We start from the raw sequence: 19,021 nt of genomic DNA, 5'->3' as shown, positions 1-19,021 counted from the left end.
ACGTGTGAGGCGTGATGGCTTAAACAAGGGCCTCCCGTTCCGCTACCCAGGCTTGTAGCGCCTGTGCAGTCATCGGTTTCGCATATAAAAATCCTTGCACCAGGTCGCAACCCAGCGACTTCAGGTAGTCAGCCTGGGCTTCGGTTTCCACGCCTTCGGCCACAATCTGGTAATGCAGGTTTTTACCTAACACCACAATGGCACTGGTCACCGCCTCCGAGCGCTCTTTGCCTGGAATATCATTGACAAAAGAGCGGTCTACTTTCAAGTAATCGCCGGGAATATCCCGTAAATAAGACAAACAGGAATAGCCTGTCCCAAAATCATCAATCGCCAATTTAATGCCATGTTGCTTGAGTTTTTGCAGACGTTCGCTACGCGTGCAATCTGCATGGATAAAAGCACTCTCAGTCAGCTCAATCACTAGTCGCTCTGGTGCCAGCCCCGTTTCTTGTAATACCTGCAACACATATTCTGCAAAACACTCGGTATTCAACTGCAAAGGCGAGACGTTGACCGACACCTTGGCCTGGCTCAATACGCCTGTTGTCCAAGAGGCTACTTGCGCGCAGGCGGCTTTCAATACCCAGGCGCCCATAGGGACAATCAATCCGGTCAGCTCGGCCACGCCGATAAACTGGTTGGGCGGCACAGTGCCTTGCTGCGGATGCTGCCACCGAATCAGGGCCTCTACCCCAATCAGCTGACCCGTTTTAAAATCCAGCTGCGGTTGATAAACCAGGTAAAACTCTTCTTGTGCAATGGCAGACTCCAGTTCGCTGGCAAAAGCCAAATCTTCCGGCGGCAACACCTGCTCGTGCATCACGCCTTTGTGGTAATAGGTCAATGTCATGATACTCATGATGCAAATCAAGGCCAGGGTAATGAGTAAAGGCGTCAATCGCGGATTGTGTCCAAAAAACACGCCTAACGCGCCCAAGCCGATGGCGCAGAGAAACAAAATACAGACAATCCATCGCAGATGTTTGCCAGTATCATCCAGCAACAGCAGGTAACTCATGGGGGTAGAGGTAATTTGTTTAGCCAACAGCGCCGCCGCACATAAGGAGCCGCCAATCGAAGATAACAAGGAAATTTGGCCGTACGCATTGGGGATGTGGTATGCCAAGGCAAGCACGCCGGTGACCGGCATCATCACCGCGATACTGAGTAGCGCCTGACTGGAGCGGTTGAACTGGCGACGATGTAGCAGGCAGGCGAGTAATACAAACAAAGACATGACCAGGTCAAAAAGTGTATTGCCGCCGGGGAGTAACAAAGCACTTAGGGGCAGCGGCTCTACATCCGATGACAGGAGCTGGCTGCGCATGGCATAAAGTTGCAGTAGAAAGCCTGCCATTACCACCAGCATCAACAAGCTGGTTAGCCGCTTGTGATGCCAGGTGCGGTGCACCACCGCCAGGCTGGTGGCGATAAAGATCAGATACGCGCAGCTTTGTAGCAAAAACAGACCGGCCACAGGCTGTGCCGGCAAAAAAGGTAAGCCCCATAACACCGTCACAATACTGATCACCGCCAGCCAAGGTGAAAACTTTTGCACGGTTCTTAAAAACCGGTGACGCATATACAGCTGCTGCGTTGAAGATGCGTGATGACGCTCAGTAGACCAGTCAACACTGGAAACTGACATAGTGCCTCCCTCTCGTGATCTTTTCGGCGCCCATGCTGGCACAGGCGATGACATTTACTATATGCGAAATAGATTGGCACCAAAGCAAAATAAGATGGCAATTTTCCACTCTTTATATCAAATTAATTGATATAAATAATAGATTCGCTATAAAATATAGAGATTTTATAGCAGAGTTAACAGCGCCTAAACGAGGGAAAAAGTCCTGACCATGACTGGTATCAGGAAAAGAGGGTAAAGAGTGGAGTAGGGAGAAATCAGACCTTGGGATCAGCCTGCGCGGCTGAAACCCACTGTGGCAATGCTTCGGCTTCCAGCGGTCTGGCATATAAAAAGCCTTGCACGATATCGCAGCCAATGGCTTTGAGAAAATCGGCTTGTGCCTGGGTTTCTACCCCTTCGGCAATAATGCGGTAGTCCAGGCTTTTGCCCAGGCTGACAATGGCCTGAATCACTGCTTCAGCTTTATTGTGGCCAGGCAGCTCCAATACAAACGAGCGGTCTACCTTGAGGTAGTCGCCAGGAATATCGCGTAAATAAGACAGGCAGGAATAACCGGTACCAAAATCATCAATGGCCAGTTTGATGCCCGCTTCTTTCAATTGATGCATCAAGCGCGCGTTTTCACCATCGTCTTGTACAAAAGAACTCTCGGTTAATTCGACGACAAGACGCTCAGGCGCTAATCCGGTCTCTTGCAAAATATGCAGGATATCTTCAACCAAAGTGCCAGATTTAAGCTGTAGTGGGGAGACATTGACTGAAACCTCAATTTTGCCAAGAACGGGATGATCATTCCATTGTGCCGCCTGCAGACAGGCCGTACGCATGATCCACTTACCCAAAGGCACAATCAGGCCCGTCAGCTCGGCGACACGGATAAATTTTTCCGGCGAGATAATGCCTTTGTCAGGATGACGCCAGCGGACCAGCGCCTCTACACCCTTGAGTTTGCCAGTGTTAAAGTCCACCTGCGGCTGGTACATCATGAAAAACTGCTGACTGTCCAGCGCCGTTTCAACCTGGCTGGCGAAGTCCATATCGGTCGCTGGCAGAATCTTTTCACTGACCTGCCCTTGATGATAGTAAGTGACCGACAAAGTATAAATAATGGCAATCAACGAAACCAGTACGACCAGCGGTAGGCCACGCATATTATCGCCAAACATAACCCCTGCCCTGGCCAGCAAAATAGCGCAAATACTCAACAATAAAATACTGGAACGGATCTGCTTGCCGGTGTCATCCATCAGCAGCAGGTAACTCATGGGCGGATGCGACGCATGCCTGGCCAGCAAACCAAAGGCACAAAGCATACCGCTTAAAGTGGTCAAAGGCGACATGACGCCATAGGGATTAGCTATCCCGCACAGCAAGCCTAACAAGGGGATCAAGGGGATCATTACGGCAATACACAACACCCCTTGGCTCGCCGCCACATACTGATGGCGCTGGAAAAGGTAAGAGACGGCAATCAGGCAAGCCAACACACCGCCGGCAATAAACTCCCAGCTGCTGGAAGTAGCATGCAGGCCGTTTTGGCCAGCCGCGCGCAAAATAGTGGCGGTATCGTTAAAATCAGCCGCATAGGGCGACAGTTGCACCACAAATAAACTAATGGTGACCAGAGACATGGTGAGCATGGCCAAATTATTACGGCCATTTTCGAGCAACAGATTGTAGCTGACCAGAATAAACGTCAGGTAAGTCAATAACTGCGCCAGCCAGATATTGTTGTCTACATCGAGCAGATAATGCGGAAAGCCCAACAAGCCACACACCATGCTGGTCATCGCCAGAAAATGGGTATTTTCTTGTACCTTTCGGACAAGACGATGCCGCATAAACTGCCGCTGTGTGGTGTTTTCATTGAGTGGCGCTGACTGCTCGCCAATCCCGTTCTGACTCATTATTAACCCTTAAAAACCTTAATTACTCCATTTTGTGCGCTTGTCACAAAACTTTCTTGAGCAATGTCATTAAACCTTAAATCCCTTGAGGCTTAACGGTCAAAAAAGGGCATAAATTTAGATCAGACTTTAAATAAGCGTTGCATTTGGCAAGCAAGCACCGGCAGATTACGCGGCCTCTAATACGCGCTGCATGCCGTCTGCACTATTCCGGGTATACACGACTTTGAGTCCACGCTTATGCGCCACATGCTTGATGCGGTACATCATGGAATGATTGAGCCAGCCAGTCACCAGCACAATCACGTTCACATTCACAGGCAACTCACGTTTGACATCGCCAGGTTTCCTGCCCGTCCAGTGATCAATTTTATCGATCCCCTGCGCGTGCAACACCTGCTTGATGCCTTCAATGCGGTCACCACCAATCACTAATGCTTTTGACATAAAAACTCTCCTGTTGTAGAGAAAGAAAAAGGCATTGGGTAAATGCCTTTTTCTCAAATGCACTGCTGACTCTGAATCCTTACTTCTGGTAAATCTCGTCGAACACACCACCATCGGAAAAGTGTGTCTTCTGTGCTTTCTGCCAGCCGCCAAACGCTTCGTCAATCTTGATTAGATTAGCTTTAGGAAACTGTTTTTCGTATTTTTTAGCCACAGATTCCAAGGTTGGACGGTAATAGTTTTTAGCTGCGATTTCCTGGCCTTCTTCACTGTACAAATATTCCAGGTAGGCTTTAGAAACCGCCTCGGTGCCATGACGCTTGGCATTTTTGTCCACCACAGTCACCGGTGGCTCTGCCAGAATTGATAACGAAGGCACCACCAAATCAAACTTGTCCGGGCCCAGCTCTTTTAAGGCCAGGAAGGCTTCATTTTCCCAAGCCAGCAACACATCACCAATGCCACGCTCCACAAAAGTCGTAGTCGCGCCACGCGCACCGCTGTCTAATACCGGCACGTTTTTAAACAGTTTTTTCAAATAATCTTTGGCTTTCGCCTCGTCATTATTGTTTTGCTTGAGCGCATAACCATACGCAGCCAGGTAATTCCAACGCGCCCCTCCAGAAGTTTTGGGGTTAGGCGTAATCACCGAGATGCCAGGCTTAACCAGATCATTCCAGTCCTTGATGTTTTTCGGGTTGCCTTTACGCACCAAAAACACAATGGTCGAGGTATAAGGCGAACTGTTGTGCGGAAGACGTTTCTGCCAGTCCGGGCCAAACAAACGGCCTTTTGAGCCAATCTCGTCAATGTCATAAGACAAAGCGAGTGTCACCACATCGGCCTGCAGGCCATCAATCACAGAACGAGCCTGTTTACCGGAACCGCCATGTGATTGCTTGACGATGACGTTGTCCCCCGTCTTGGCTTTCCAATATTTGGCAAAGGCTTCGTTGTAGTCTTGATACAACTCACGTGTCGGGTCATAAGACACATTGAGCAGGTTGACGTCGGCGGCCCAGACTGAAAATGGTGCAGCCAGTGAGGCGATTAAATATAACTGCCTGATTTTTTGTTTAAAATTCATGTGCATCCTTTGATCTAGAAACCTAATAGGGTTAATTCTGTGTAGAAAAAGTCAGAGCTTAGTGAACGCGTAGGATCATTGTTATTTGACGCAATCTTGATCGCATTTTTGACAAAATCGCCGGCCCAAAAATGGGCGTAGCCTAAGTTAAGTGAGGCATACTGATTCAACGGAAAGCGAACTCGCAGATCGACCTCTTTGCCTAAATCTGTCCCCGACCTACCCGTGATATCCACCAAGTTGCTTCCAGCCGCCCATCGGTCTGTTGCACTGTCAAGCCGATACCAGCTAAAACCAGTGTCCACTTTTACATTGTCCCAAAAGGGCACTTTAGGGTCGAACTCTGCCCGCACTTTAGTCGCGCGAATGTTGTTCATTTGAATGTAGTCGTTATTAGACCAAGGACGTGCAAAACCGAACAAACGATCAAAGCCCTGATTCGCTGATGTATCTGTGCTTGCGCTGCCACTAGAAACATGGTCGCCACTGGCTACCCCATAAAAACCACTAAATCGTGGTTTCCACGCATGCTTGTTAAACGTGTAGCCAACTTCTGCGTTATAGGCAAACGCATCGTGATCAACGGTAATATAACGGCCAGAAGCTACATTTGATCCGATAAATCGCTGAACGTGGCCCCATTGTTTGATGTAGCTAGCGTCAAAATCCCATTGTGTATTCGGAACAATACCGAAGACTCGAATCCCTCCTGTATTAATCTCACGATCGACTTCCGCTTGGGCCTGTCTTAACGCACTGTAAACGCTACGGTCGTTATAAGAGGCTCCATTACCATCAAACTGAACGCGGTCACCATTCTGTTTGAGATAAAAGTAATACGGCTGTATCGTCAAGTATTCAGACCAACCACGCCAATCGCCGACTAAACCATAAAACTTCTGGGCATGGTCAACCTGATCCAATTGGTTTGCAAAGCGTTGCACAGGTTGAACTGCAAAGGCTTCCAACTGCCAGTCATTTTTCTTCTCACCAATGTTGGCACGTATCCCTTGGAATGAGTTTGTCGTGTTACGCCATTCGTTACGGGCGATCAAACGTCGATCCAAATCTTCCCAGGCCAAGCGGCCCCCACGTACCCAAAATGGGCGGCTATTGCCTAAATCATCTTTGCCAAAAATGCTGTCTTTGAAATACAACTCCAAGTAGCCCTGGATAAAGTCTGCATGATCAATATCTTTGGGGTCATTGGAGATTCTAGGGTCACTAAAGCCATTGTAATCACTGTGATTCCGGCGTGAGTCCTGCACCTCAACCGCAAAACGGAAAGGATCCAAGATATTCTTCAGACCAAGATAAGCGCGTGTACGCAATAGAATCGGATCATCAATGTTTTCTTGCGCACGGCGAAAGTCATTTTGACGGCTTTCAAAACGGGCGCGATGCTCAAAGCCGATATCCAGCCAATCCACATCTGCGAAGGAATCGTAATCTTTGAGCCAGGTTTTATTCAGCTGTTTAACATAGCGCGGTGGCTCGGTTTCTTTTTGTGTCCCGTAGCTGCGACGCTCTACGTAATAACCATTCGCAGCTTTGGCAGCGGCCTTTTCTTCTGCCTTGATTTCAGCAAGACGTGCCTTGATTTTATTTTGTTGCTCAGTATCCTCTACTTGTGTCTCTGCAAGCGGTGCCTCTTCTGCCCAGGCCACGCCCCCTCCCAACCACCACAAGCTTGCGGTCGCCAGTGCGAGACTCATTTTTTTTAACTGCATGTAATTCTCCCGAAATTGAATGACTTCCAGCGGCCTGGTCAGTGTTTGCTAAAGACTTGCTTACTTTTTGAATTTGCTTTGATAATCAAAGCGGACTTTTTCGCGTCGCTCGATTTGTGTCACCCGGCCATCATGCACAGTGATCTCTATGGAGCCGTAGCCAGTATCCTTCTGTACCGCAGCAATGGCGGAAGCAACAGCAGCTAAAACAGCCGCATCCGTTGCACTCTCAGATTTATATTGTTCTGTAGACATATTGCCTCTCACTGCATTGAATGAACGGCATTATTTCAAACTATTTATAGTTTAAAAAATAATTATTTGTTATTTTTATATTTCTTTTAACTATATAGGGATTAAAAAAAATCCCGCACGTATGCGGGATTTGAGTTTGAGATTCGTAAAAACTAAATTAGAAGTTGTACTGCACCTGCACACGCAACGCGTCAGCAGTAAAGCTTTGGTAATCTTGGGTGCCTGTGCGGTTACCGGTAACCAAATTGTTACGCTTCATACGGTGGTATTCGGCCATAATTTCCACTTCTGGTGCCAATTGCCACTCTAGACCAAACTCCCAATCGTTAACATGGTTTTCTGGAGCGTTAGTTTCAGCTTTGTTATAACCATCAAAATATTGCCATTTGATAAATGGGATCAAAGTACCATTGGTCTCAAGGAACTGGAAATTATCAATTTTATACATGGCCTGAACATAACCGCCTTGCAAGTGTTTATCTTCAATTCTGTTCTGTGCTAAATCCAAGCCTGGTGTATTACCCCAGTTCCACTCTGCTTGTAGACCAAACGGTTGTGGATACATAATAAATGAAACACCTACGCGCTGATCTTCATACCCTTTGGCATTTTGAGCGCCAATAACAGGCTGAGCAGTAGTTGTGCCAGCTACAGTTGATCGACCTGTTGAACTACTAAGTGCACTGGAAGAGGACCCTGTACCGAAAGCTGAGTTGTAACGACCAATCGTAGGAACATATTGTCCATGATAGCCTTGAATACCCGCCTCATAAATCTGGCCAGTTTCAGTTTTCCATGGATATGTAGCCCGAGCCACTACATGATAATTATCGTTCGCATCGCTACGGTTTGCACCTTGACCATTATAGAGACCTAAAGCCAACATACCGTAATTACCTGAGTGCTTAAGCCCTTTGTCATTAATCTCTTTAAACATAGCTTGAACGTTCTCTGGGGTATAGTAATAGAATGCACCCGTATCGCGTTCGTCGCGAACCGCACTGTTCAATGCATCAACACGATCCATCGCTAAACGGTTTGAAGAGGACTGCAAGTTCTCAAAACCATAAGGCACTTTAGATTGACCGACACGAACCCGGTGTACTTTGGCTTTATCAATATTGATGTCACCGTACGCATCACGCAATTGTGCGATGTTGTTAGTACCACTGGCTGATGAAGCAAAATCTGGTTGAATGTAGTAGCTTAAATGATCACCATAATCGCCAAAAACAATGATACGTGCTCGGCGAATCAGAAAATTCTTGTCCGCATTAATAGAGTCATCGGTACCTACAGAACGATCAGACCATAAATCAACAGGATTTCTTGGGTTATCGCCGTCATCACCAATCATTTTAGTTACACGGTTCTGTACATAACCACGAATATTGACGCGACTTGTCCAACTTTTGCTCTCTTTTTTCTTTTGGACTTCTACTTCATTCGTACGGCCTTTCATAAGCAAGGCACCTTCTTCTTCAGTGAGTACGCCTTTTGCAACTAAAGCCTGTACGAGATCAATATTGGAATCTGCCATTGCGGTCAGTGATAAACCTGCAAGCAAGCCACCAGCCAACGCCGCAGACAAAATGCGGTGTAATTTTGAATTCATAAATTTTCCCTGATTGAATATTTCTATAAACAACGGGGCGTATTTTGAATAACAAATATGACACTTTAATGACAAACCTTACATATTTCTTACAACGGACTAGTATAAAAAAAGCCACCTTTAAAGGTGGCTTTTTCACATCATCTCTGAGTTAAGTTTCAGCACGCATGTGTGGGAACAGAATCACATCACGAATGCTGGGGCTATCAGTCATCAGCATGACCAACCGATCAATGCCGATACCACAACCGCCTGTCGGTGGCATGCCATATTCCAAAGCGCGGATAAAGTCGGCATCGTAATACATGGCTTCCTGGTCGCCCGCTTCTTTTGCTTTTACCTGGGCCTGGAAACGTGCAGCCTGATCTTCAGCATCGTTTAACTCACTAAAACCATTGGCCATTTCACGCCCGGTAATAAAGAGCTCAAAACGTTCGGTGATCTCAGGATGTTTATCGGATGCACGTGCCAGTGGTGACACCTCAACCGGGTAATCAATAATATAGGTTGGTTGCCACAATTGGCTTTCTGCGGTCTCTTCAAACAAGGCCAGCTGCAAAGCCCCTAAGCCGGCATGATCAAATGGTTTGACGCCAAACTTTAAAAGCTCTTTACGCAAGAACTCTGCATCGTTCAGTTGTTCCAGTGCGTACTGCGGTGCGTATTTCTGTATTGCACCAACGATAGTTAAACGCTCAAACGGCTTGCTTAAATCGACCTCTTTACCAGCGTAACTTAGCACGGCAGTGCCACGGGCGGCCATCGCTGCGGCACGGATACATTGCTCAGTAAAATCCATCAGCCATTGGTAGTCAGTGTAAGCAGCGTAAAACTCCATCATGGTGAATTCAGGATTGTGACGTACGCTTAAACCTTCATTACGGAAGTTACGGTTGATTTCAAACACACGTTCAAAGCCACCCACAATCAAACGCTTCAAATACAGCTCGGGTGCGATACGCATGAACATTTGCATATCCAGTGCGTTGTGATGGGTAATAAATGGTTTGGCTGAGGCGCCCCCTGGAATCGGGTGCAGCATCGGCGTTTCCACTTCAAGAAACTCATTTTCGTTCATGAACTGTCTGATCGCAGCCACTACTTTAGAACGCGCCTTGAACGTTTCGCGGGTTTCTTCTGAAGTGATCAAGTCGACATAGCGCTGGCGGTATTTGATTTCCTGGTCTTGCAAACCATGAAATTTTTCTGGTAACGGACGCAGGGATTTGGTGAGCAAACGCAATTCTGTCACATGCACAGACAACTCACCGGTACGTGTTTTAAACAATCGGCCCTTGGCACCTAAAATGTCACCCATGTCCCAATGCTTGAACTGGTCATACAAGGCTTCACCGATTTCGTCACGGGCAATGTACAACTGGATACGCGCAGAGCTATCCTGGATTGTGGCAAAACTGGCTTTACCCATCACCCGTTTGAGCATCATGCGCCCTGCCACCACGACTGGGATTTCCTGTGGATCAAGCGTTTCCTTGTCTGTCTCAGCATAGCTGGCTTGCAAGACAGCCGCTTTATGTTCAGGCTTGAAGTCGTTGGGGAAAACGGCCGCTTGGGTGCTCTGCGCCTGTTCGCGCATTAAACGCAACTTCTCACGACGTTCTGCAATCACATGATTTTCATCCACTGCGATCTCAGTGGCGTTATCTAGGTTGGAGTGTTGTGCTGTCATAGGGTATCCGGCATGCGCCTGCTTAATCTTAAACATGCTATTTTAGCATTGTTAAGGCTGATTTTCAGAGCATAGTCTGCGACGTTTCTTGCTGGAGTGGTAAATGAATACGGATCATGAATCCGTCTGGACTAAGATTCGTCGCTTTAACAAAGCCGCCATGGACTTCCACAATGTGCTTGGTCATGGCGAGTCCAATGCCATGCCCTTCAACTTGCGAGGCACGGCGACCACGGACAAAAGGCTTGAATATCTGTTCCAGCTCTTGCGGCTCTACGCCCCGGCCCTGGTCTTGAATTTCAAGAATAATCTCACCGGTACGGGCACTGTGCTGTAATTCAATGGTGACTTCACCATCGACCGGGCCATATTTAAGCGCGTTACGGATCACGTTATCAATCGCACGTTGCAATAACTCAAGTTGCCCAGCGAGAATCACAGGCTCATCCGGCATCAACAGCCGGATTTTGGCATCATGTTTTTCAAACATGACATCGCCAACGATGCCGGTCAGTAAGGCCTTTAAATCGACATCTGCTTTTTGCAACTTGTGGATGTCAGACTCAAAACGGAAAATTTCAAGCAGCTCGGAAATCATGCGCTCCATGCGCACCGCTTCAAGTTCCACACGTTGCAAAGAGCTTTGAATCTTTTGTGGATTTTGCATCGCCAAACCGACCGCCATCTGGATTCTGGCTAGCGGCGACCGCAACTCATGCGACACATGATGCATCATTTTAGACTGGCTTTTGATCATGTTATTCAAACGGATCGCCATCAGGTCAAAGGCTTCACCCAAGCCCGAGAACTCATCATGGGTGGCAGTGATTTTAGGGCTGACGCGCACCAGAAGATCGCCTTCTGCAGCACTCTTGAGATGGATTAGCAATAGTTTGATGGGATGTGCAATTGCCCAGGCAAGCACACTGGCAAAGAACAGATTTGCCAGAATACCCAGAATAAAAACTGGAAGAGGTAAGTTAAACACCATGGGCGCGTGTTCGTGCGCCAGTGTTTTCGCCAGAACTTCAGAAGGCTGTGTTTTGAGCCGTTCAGCGGCAGTGTGCAAGCTCTCGTGATGAGCAACGAGTTCGCGATTCAACGCCCACTGCGCAATATTGCCAACAATAATATCTGTTGAAACGAGCGCCAGAAAAAGTGCTGCAAATAACTTCCAGAACAGGCGCCCCATAGGCTTCGCAATAAGTGGTTATTCCCTAACCAGTTGATACCCAACGCGGTAAATGGTTTGGATCACATTTACCCCACCGGAAACTTCAGAAATTTTTTGACGGATACTACTTAAATGCACATCAATACTACGGTCATATTTAACCAGTGGGCGCCCCAGGGCTTTCACTGACAAATCTTCTTTACTGACGATAGTCCCGGCATGCTTGGCAAGAATCTCAATCAGGCTAAACTCAGTACTGGTGAAAACGATAGGCTTATCTGCCCAAAATACTTTTCTGCGCTCACTGGAAACCACCAGTTGACCGACAACAATATCGTTCCCTTTGGGACTGTCACTGGTATGGCGGCGCAAAATGGCACGTACACGTGCGACAAGTTCGCGTGGCAAACAGGGTTTTTGCACATAATCATCCGCACCCGCTTCCAGCCCTTCAATGCGGCCTTCGTTGTCATCTTTGGCGGTCAGCATCAATACAGGAATATCAGAATGCATACGGATATTGCGCAGGGTTTGCAAACCATCCTGCCCCGGCATCATCACATCCAGAATGACAAGGTCAAACTTTCCAGCAAGGACATATTGCTCGCCAGTTAACCCATCGTGTGCAGTTGTCACGGTGTAGCCTTCCTGCGTCAGGAATTCCTTTAGCATGTTGGCTAGTTCAACATCATCGTCAATCAACAGCAGCTTGCTCATTTATGTCCTTTTTGAGATTTACATTAGGCTCAATGTACTTTAGCCACGGAATCTTAGCGAACAAACAAATTCAATAACAAGCGTAAGTGACACATTTTTACCCAAGTTTTCAAACTGAATCGAAAATGTTAAATCAAATTAAAGTATACCGCAATTTTGTTTGATACAAAATTTAATCCGCAGTGAATGCTTCGCAGAGCTGGCTAAGTAATTGACCAAACAAGGGTAAAACGTCCTCCGGGCCATGCGGGCTGTCATCGTCGGTGCTGGCAATCAGGTAACTAATGGTCACTTTATCCAGGTTTTCACGGTAGGTCAGCCAGTGCTCAGAATCGGTTTCTGCAATCAGCTGGAATTTGTGAAATCCGGATTCGATAATTTCTGCCAGCATTTCTGGCGCCAAGCCTGCAAACAGCGTTTTAGCAATCGTGACTTGCGCCCTAGCATAATCCGGCTGATGCCCATCTTGCGTTAACGGCATCAATAAAAAAGCGTATAACATCAACGCAAAACATTGATACACACCCAGCATATCGAAGTCAGTTTGCAACTCATCTGCCGGATGACGTTCTGCAGCACGGATGGCTTGAAAAGTGAGAAAGCTGGCCAGGTAATGTGCTGAATCTTCTACGTCAGCACTGGCAAGGGCAGACTTCGCCTCCTCTACAGAAAGCGGCGTAGTGTCGGCTTGTGCCTGGCATAGTTGATGTAACAGCTTCAGGCGCGCTTCATAAGTCATTTCCATAAATATTCCTTTTATATATATTGTTGTGATAATCAGTCTACCTCTGGTAACGCCTCTAGGGCTTCCTGAAGTGACAGCCATTCACTTTCTACGCTATCCAGCTGCTTCTGGTTTTGCGCTTGCGTAATCAGTAAGTCCTGCAATTTTTCGCGCTGTGCGGCTTCATAGATGTTACTGTCAGCGAGTTGCCCTTCAATCGATTGCTTGGTTTGCTCAAGCTCAGCCAACTGCTTCTCTAATGCTGCCAGACTCTTGAGTAATGGCCGACGCGCTTGCAACCGTGCCTGCCGGTCTGCTTTTTGCTGATGGTAAACATTCTGTTTGTTAGCAGTAGTCTCTTGTTCAGCCAAGGCAGCCGGCGCAGCTTGCAGCAAAGACTGTTTGTAATCTTCAAGATCGCCATCAAAAACGGCTACCTGGCCTTCAGCGACCAGGACGAATTTTTCGCAGCACGTAGCCAGTAATGTCCTGTCGTGCGAGACCATCACCATGCCGCCTTCATACGCCTGCAAAGCCATCGACAGGGCATGGCGCATCTCAATATCCAGATGATTGGTGGGTTCATCCAGCAGAATCAGGTTGGGGCGCTGCCAGATCAACATCGCCAGCGCCAGCCGGGACTTTTCGCCGCCAGAAAAGGGGCCACATGGGCTTTTTGCCATCTCGCCCCTGAAATCAAAACCACCTAAAAAGTCCAACAGCTCTTGCTCCCTGGCCTTAGGGTCCAGGCGCTGCAAATGCATGAGCGGGGAGTCTTCGGCAATCAATTGCTCCAACTGGTGCTGCGCAAAATAGCCAATCCGCAAATCCTTGCCTTCAACCCGCTCACCGGCCAGCAAGGTTTCCGATTGGGCCAATGCCTTGATCAGGGTGGATTTACCGGCCCCATTTTTACCCAGCAAGCCTATGCGCTCACCAGGCCGGATCGCCAGATGCGCCAATTTGACCAGTGCTTGTGCGCTATAGCCCAACGCCGCTTGATTCATGACCAGCAAGGGGTCTGGCGCGGCGCCTAGCTCACGGAAACTAAAGCTGAAAGGCGAGTCCACATGCGCCGCACTGATCCGTTCCATCCGCTCAAGCGCCTTGATTCGGCTTTGGGCCTGGCGGGCCTTGGTCGCTTTGGCGCGGAATCGGTCAATATATTGCTGCAAGTGTGCAATTTGCTGTTGCTGTTTTTGATAGCTGGCTTGTTGTAACACCAACTTCTCGGCCCGTTGCCGCTCAAAATCGCTGTATCCGCCACGGTATAAGCTCAGTTGCCGCTGTTCGATATGCAAGATGTGATTCACCGTGTTGTCCAGGAACTCACGGTCATGTGAGATCAGCAACAAGGTACCGCGATAGGCACTGAGCCAGCCCTCCAGCCAAATCACCGCTTCAATATCAAGGTGGTTGGTTGGCTCATCCAGTAGCAGCAGGTCCGAACGGCACATCAGCGCACGCGCCAGATTCAAGCGCATACGCCAGCCCCCGGAAAAATCACTCACAGGCCGGTTGAGCTGCGCCTGCGTAAAGCCCAGTCCTGCCAGCAAAGCACTGGCACGCGCCTCTGCGCTATAGCCTTCAATATCAGCCAGCCGTTGATGCCACTCAGCGATCAGGATAGGATCTTGCGTACCTTCAGCCTCAGCCTGCGCCAACTTTAATTGCAGCGCATGCAGCTCTTCATCGCCTTCTAGCGTATAAGACAGGGCAGACTGGGCAAGCGCGGGTGTTTCTTGCGCCACATGGGCAATCACCCATTGCGGCGGAATGAGCAATTCACCCGCCTCTGCCACCAGCTCGCCCCGCAACAGGGCAAACAGGCTAGACTTACCGGCACCATTTGCCCCGGTTAACCCCACCCGATGACCTGGATGCAACTGAAAACTGGCCCCTTCGACCAAGGGCTTGCCTGCCCGCGAAAAAGTCAGCTGCTTAAATTGGATCACGCTTGAATACCTTTGAACGACATCGAACAGCAAAAGAATCGCATTTTAAACGAATCATGCCCAACCGGTGGATAAATCCCAGCAAACAGGGCTTAAGAAACAGCAATCTAGGAAGAAGGCTGAAGGCGGCGCAACTGTTTTCGAGTAAAATAGTCACACAAATAAATAATATCTTTTTTGTCCTGCAAAACCCCTAATATGCCTCTGCAAAAAATCAAACGCTGGCTGCTCTCTTTATTGATCGGCCTCCTTATCCTGTTGGCAGGCATCGTAGGCGTCATCCAATTTTATGTGTTTCCGCACATTGACGATTACCGCGGACAAATTGAGCAAAAGCTCAGTGCATCGCTGAATCAGCAAATCACCATTGCCAGCATTGCCATCCGCTGGCGCGGGCTGGCACCGCAAGTGACATTGGGCAAAGTGACCCTGTTTGACAGCCAACACCGCCCGGCGCTGGAGCTGGCGCAAGTCACCACCCGCCTATCCTGGAGCAGCCTGGCATTACTCTCCCCCTCCTTGGTGAGCCTCAGTATCGACGCACCTACCTTGGTGATCAGGCGGACGGCCAGTGGCGAAGTCTTTCTTGCCGGGATGTCTATGTCTGGGCAGGGCAATCCGGCTTTTGCAAACTGGCTGTTGTCTCAACGGCGGATCAAAGTATCTAATGCGACAGTGACCTGGCTGGACGAGCAACGGCAAGCGCCGCCTTTGCTGCTCAAGGATTTGAATATTGAGATATTGACACCGGTGTGGCAACGGTTGTTACACCGTCACAGCATCCATATCGACACGCTGGTTTCAAGAGGCACCCAACAGCGTATTCATGTTGAAGCGGTTGCGGTTGGTGATGATGTTGCCAAACCTGAAGCCTGGCATGGTGAGCTTTCGTTACGCCTTCCAGAAACCGATCTGGCCGCATGGCGGCCCTGGATAGACCTGCCGATAGACCTGACTGCCGGCAAAGGGAACCTGACCACCACGCTGGCCTTTGATAAGTTGCAACTGCAACGCCTGGCTGCACAGGTGGCGCTCAACAATGTTGCCGTCTCGCCTGCGCGCACGTCACAGACTTTTATTGCTAAAACGCTGAGTGGGGAAGTACGCTGGCAGCGTGTGGAACAACGGCAGATGCTCACCCTCAAGCACTTTTCTGCCGACATTCAGCCTGGGTTGACCCTTGCTGATGCCAACGGCGAACTGCAATGGGACCAGCATGGTCATGAAGCCACACTCACCCTCAAACAACTGGGCCTGAGTCAAAGCGATCTGCTGGCACAATGGTTGCCGGCGGATGCAACACTGACCCGTTATCTTGAAAATATGGCGCCTGCCGGTAACGCGACCCAACTAAAGGCCCGCTGGCTTTACCATGAAAACCAGTGGCAAGACTATGCCATTACGGCAGGCTTTAACCATTTACACGCCAAAGCCTATGAGCAACTCCCCGGCTTGCAAAACTGGGCTGGGCAACTCTCGATCAAGCCGAATGCAGGCAGCCTGGAGCTGGACACCCGTGATGCGGTGATTGAACTCGCTGGATTGCTGCGCTGGCCATTACCGATAGACCAATTGCAAGGTGAAGTTGAGTGGCGTAATAACGGGCAGAAAATGCTCATTACCACCCACAATCTTCACTTTGCCAACCCCCACCTCGCTTTACGGACCAACCTGGAATACCAGTTGGGTGCCACCGGTGGCGACACCATACAACTACATAGCCAGATAGAACGCGGCGACGCTAAATTCGCTTCGTTTTACTACCCGCTGCTGCTGGACCAGACAACGTTACATTGGCTGGATACCTCTATCCTGAGTGGCCAGATCAGGCATGGTGAAGTCATAGTCAAAGGCAAGGTCAAGGACTTTCCGTATGTGAATGCCGCATTTCATTCCGATCCCGCGCTGGGCCTGTTCAGGGTCACCGCACAGCTGGATCACGCCAAGCTTGAATACGGCACTGACTGGCCGCAGGTACAAGATATAGACGCCTTTCTTAAATTTGAAGGCAAGCGCATGGATATTACGGTTAAAAATGCCACCACCGTTGGCCAGCACATTACACAAGCCCAGGTAGAAATCCCCAGACTGGATGCGGACGACCCCATTCTGAGCGTAAAGGCTGCCGCAACCGGCAGCTTGGAGCAAGGCATAAAATTCGTGAATACCAGCCCGGTCAAGCAAGTGGCCATGGGCTTTACCGACACACTCAAAGCCACCGGGGCCGCAGACCTTAAACTGGCCTTGCAAATCCCGCTCAACAACGTGGATGCCAGCCAGTTCCAGGGTGACTATGCCATCAAAAACGGGCATATTGCGGCCAATACGCAAATGGCCATGCCCGAAATGAGCAATATCAACGGCCATCTCAAATTCAATGAAAAAGGCCTGCAAGCGCAAGGTATACAACTCAATTTGTTTGATAACCCTGCCATGCTCAGCCTAACGACGCGCCCGGACAAGTCAGTGATTATTCAGGGCAGCGGCCGTATCACTGATGCTGCGCTCAAAAAGTTGGATAACAATCTGTTAACACGCGCGCTGCACGGCACCACAGACTGGAAAAGTAATTTGCTGATACAGGCCCCTAACCTGAGGCTGGATATCCGTTCCCAGCTGATTGGCATGGCCATTGACTTGCCCGAGCCCGCGAAAAAAAGTGTCGACACCCCTGCCAACCTGATCATACGCGTACGCCAGGAAACCAACCAGCCTGACAAGATTGCGGTTGATTACAATGAGTGGCTACATGCCAACCTGTTCCGGCAAGTGAATGGCGATACGGCCACTATCACTGCCGGTGAAATCGCCATTAACACGCCTGCCAGGTTACCTACGGGCAATGGCATTAACCTTAGGGCGGATTTTCCCAAGCTTAACCTTGACGAATGGTTGCCAACGCTTACCCAGGCTGGAAACACGCAAAGTGGCAGCCCTTCTTCACTTGCACTCAATCAAGTGGAGCTGACGGCTGGCACGCTGCATATATTTGACCGTAACCTGCACCAGATCAAACTGAATATCACGCCCGAAAGCGAACGTCTCAAGCTGCTGATTCAAAGCCAGGAGCTGGCAGGCGAAGCCAACTGGTTATCTGGCAAACCAAACAAGCTGGTCGCGCGCCTCAACTACCTGCGGGTACCACGCACGCCGGATAACGATAATATTGCGCCGCTTTCCGAAGCACGCAAGCTGGACATGACTTATCCAGAACTGGACATTACCGCGCAAGACTTCCAGTTTGGCGACAAACAATTAGGCAGCCTGGAGTTGAAAGCGGTAAACAGCAGTGAGAGCTGGGTCATCCAGCGCATGAACATCACCAATCCAGACAGCCAGCTGACCGCAGATGGCACTTGGCGCAACTCGGTGCGCAGCCCGCAGACACAGCTCAAATTCACCCTGAACTCCAGCAACCTGGGTAAAACCTTGCAGCGTTTTCAGCCAGGAGGAGGAGAAATGGTTAAAGGCGGCACCGGCAGCATGAACGGTCAATTAGGCTGGCCAGGTAGCCCGCATGAGTTTGCTGTCGAACGCCTGGACGGCAACTTCAGCATGCAGCTTGAAAAAGGCCAGATTTTAAAAGTGCAACCTGGCGTGGGACGCTTGCTCGGCCTGTTGAGCTTGCAGAGCTTGCCGCGACGCTTGACGCTGGATTTCCGTGACCTGTTTAGTGAAGGGTTTGCCTTTGACAAAATCACCTCCACCGCCAATATCCGTGACGGCATTTTGCACAGCGACGACTTGTTTATGACCGGCCCGGCTGCGGAAGCCAGAATCAAGGGAGAAACCAACCTCAAGACTGAAACACAGCGCCTCAATGTGCGTGTCGTGCCGCATATTTCCGACTCGGTCTCACTTGCAGCGCTGGCGGGCGGCCCCATAGTCGGTGTCGCCGCCTTTGTTGCGCAAAAACTGCTGAAAGACCCACTCAACAAAATCAGTGCCAGTGAGTATATGATTACAGGCACCTGGGATAATCCGCAGGAGGCAGACGGGGATAAAAAAACGCCCTCCAGCCCTGCTGTTCAGCCCTTAAAAAATCTGCATTAATGTCAATATCAAG

General features: G+C 49.3%; 13 protein-coding genes. 1 reads left to right on the top strand and 12 read right to left on the bottom strand.

The features are described from left to right. Positions 1-19: 19 nt before the first annotated feature. The 12 genes from ACIDF8_RS07435 to ACIDF8_RS07380 form a co-directional block, all read right to left on the bottom strand. Positions 20-1,651 (bottom strand): EAL domain-containing protein, encoded by a 1,632-nt coding sequence (locus ACIDF8_RS07435; protein ID WP_412009982.1) that lies wholly within the window; start codon positions 1,649-1,651, stop codon positions 20-22. A gap of 257 nt (positions 1,652-1,908) precedes the next feature. Beyond that, positions 1,909-3,561 (bottom strand): putative bifunctional diguanylate cyclase/phosphodiesterase, encoded by a 1,653-nt coding sequence (locus ACIDF8_RS07430; RefSeq protein ID WP_412009981.1) that lies wholly within the window; start codon positions 3,559-3,561, stop codon positions 1,909-1,911. Between the two features lie 168 nt (positions 3,562-3,729). Continuing rightward, positions 3,730-4,008 (bottom strand): DUF2325 domain-containing protein, encoded by a 279-nt coding sequence (locus ACIDF8_RS07425; protein ID WP_194747052.1) that lies wholly within the window; start codon positions 4,006-4,008, stop codon positions 3,730-3,732. Positions 4,009-4,087: 79 nt separating this feature from the next. Next, positions 4,088-5,095: a sulfate ABC transporter substrate-binding protein gene (locus ACIDF8_RS07420; RefSeq protein ID WP_412009980.1), complete on the bottom strand. Its 1,008-nt coding sequence runs from the start codon at positions 5,093-5,095 to the stop codon at positions 4,088-4,090. 14 nt (positions 5,096-5,109) lie between these two features. Further along, a complete protein-coding gene (locus tag ACIDF8_RS07415; RefSeq protein ID WP_412009979.1) occupies positions 5,110-6,825 on the bottom strand; it encodes an alginate export family protein in 1,716 nt (571 codons plus the stop codon). Between the two features lie 60 nt (positions 6,826-6,885). Further along, the gene (locus tag ACIDF8_RS07410; RefSeq protein ID WP_412009978.1) at positions 6,886-7,080 is read right to left on the bottom strand and encodes a YezD family protein; all 195 of its coding nucleotides are present in this window, start codon (positions 7,078-7,080) and stop codon (positions 6,886-6,888) included. A 157-nt stretch (positions 7,081-7,237) separates the two neighbouring features. Continuing rightward, positions 7,238-8,695 (bottom strand): porin, encoded by a 1,458-nt coding sequence (locus ACIDF8_RS07405; protein ID WP_412009977.1) that lies wholly within the window; start codon positions 8,693-8,695, stop codon positions 7,238-7,240. Between the two features lie 151 nt (positions 8,696-8,846). Further along, a complete protein-coding gene (lysS, locus tag ACIDF8_RS07400; RefSeq protein ID WP_412009976.1) occupies positions 8,847-10,385 on the bottom strand; it encodes a lysine--tRNA ligase in 1,539 nt (512 codons plus the stop codon). Positions 10,386-10,449: 64 nt separating this feature from the next. Then, positions 10,450-11,577: a sensor histidine kinase gene (locus tag ACIDF8_RS07395; RefSeq protein ID WP_412009975.1), complete on the bottom strand. Its 1,128-nt coding sequence runs from the start codon at positions 11,575-11,577 to the stop codon at positions 10,450-10,452. A gap of 18 nt (positions 11,578-11,595) precedes the next feature. Then, on the bottom strand, positions 11,596-12,276 hold the full coding sequence (locus ACIDF8_RS07390) for a response regulator transcription factor (RefSeq protein WP_412009974.1): 681 nt from the start codon (positions 12,274-12,276) through the stop codon (positions 11,596-11,598). A gap of 172 nt (positions 12,277-12,448) precedes the next feature. Continuing rightward, positions 12,449-13,021, bottom strand: coding sequence for a hypothetical protein (locus tag ACIDF8_RS07385; protein WP_412009973.1), 573 nt, complete (start codon positions 13,019-13,021; stop codon positions 12,449-12,451). Positions 13,022-13,053: 32 nt separating this feature from the next. Beyond that, positions 13,054-14,955, bottom strand: a complete 1,902-nt coding sequence (locus tag ACIDF8_RS07380) for an ATP-binding cassette domain-containing protein (protein WP_412009972.1) — start codon at positions 14,953-14,955, stop codon at positions 13,054-13,056. A gap of 198 nt (positions 14,956-15,153) precedes the next feature. Between ACIDF8_RS07380 and ACIDF8_RS07375 the strand changes: the two genes are divergently transcribed. Then, a complete protein-coding gene (locus tag ACIDF8_RS07375) occupies positions 15,154-19,008 on the top strand; it encodes a YhdP family protein (RefSeq protein ID WP_412009971.1) in 3,855 nt (1,284 codons plus the stop codon). The last annotated feature ends 13 nt before the right edge of the window (positions 19,009-19,021 follow it).

The sequence above is a fragment of the Methylophilus sp. 3sh_L genome (assembly GCF_046766015.1).
Lineage (GTDB): Bacteria > Pseudomonadota > Gammaproteobacteria > Burkholderiales > Methylophilaceae > Methylophilus.
This window is presented reverse-complemented; position numbering and strand designations above follow the sequence as displayed.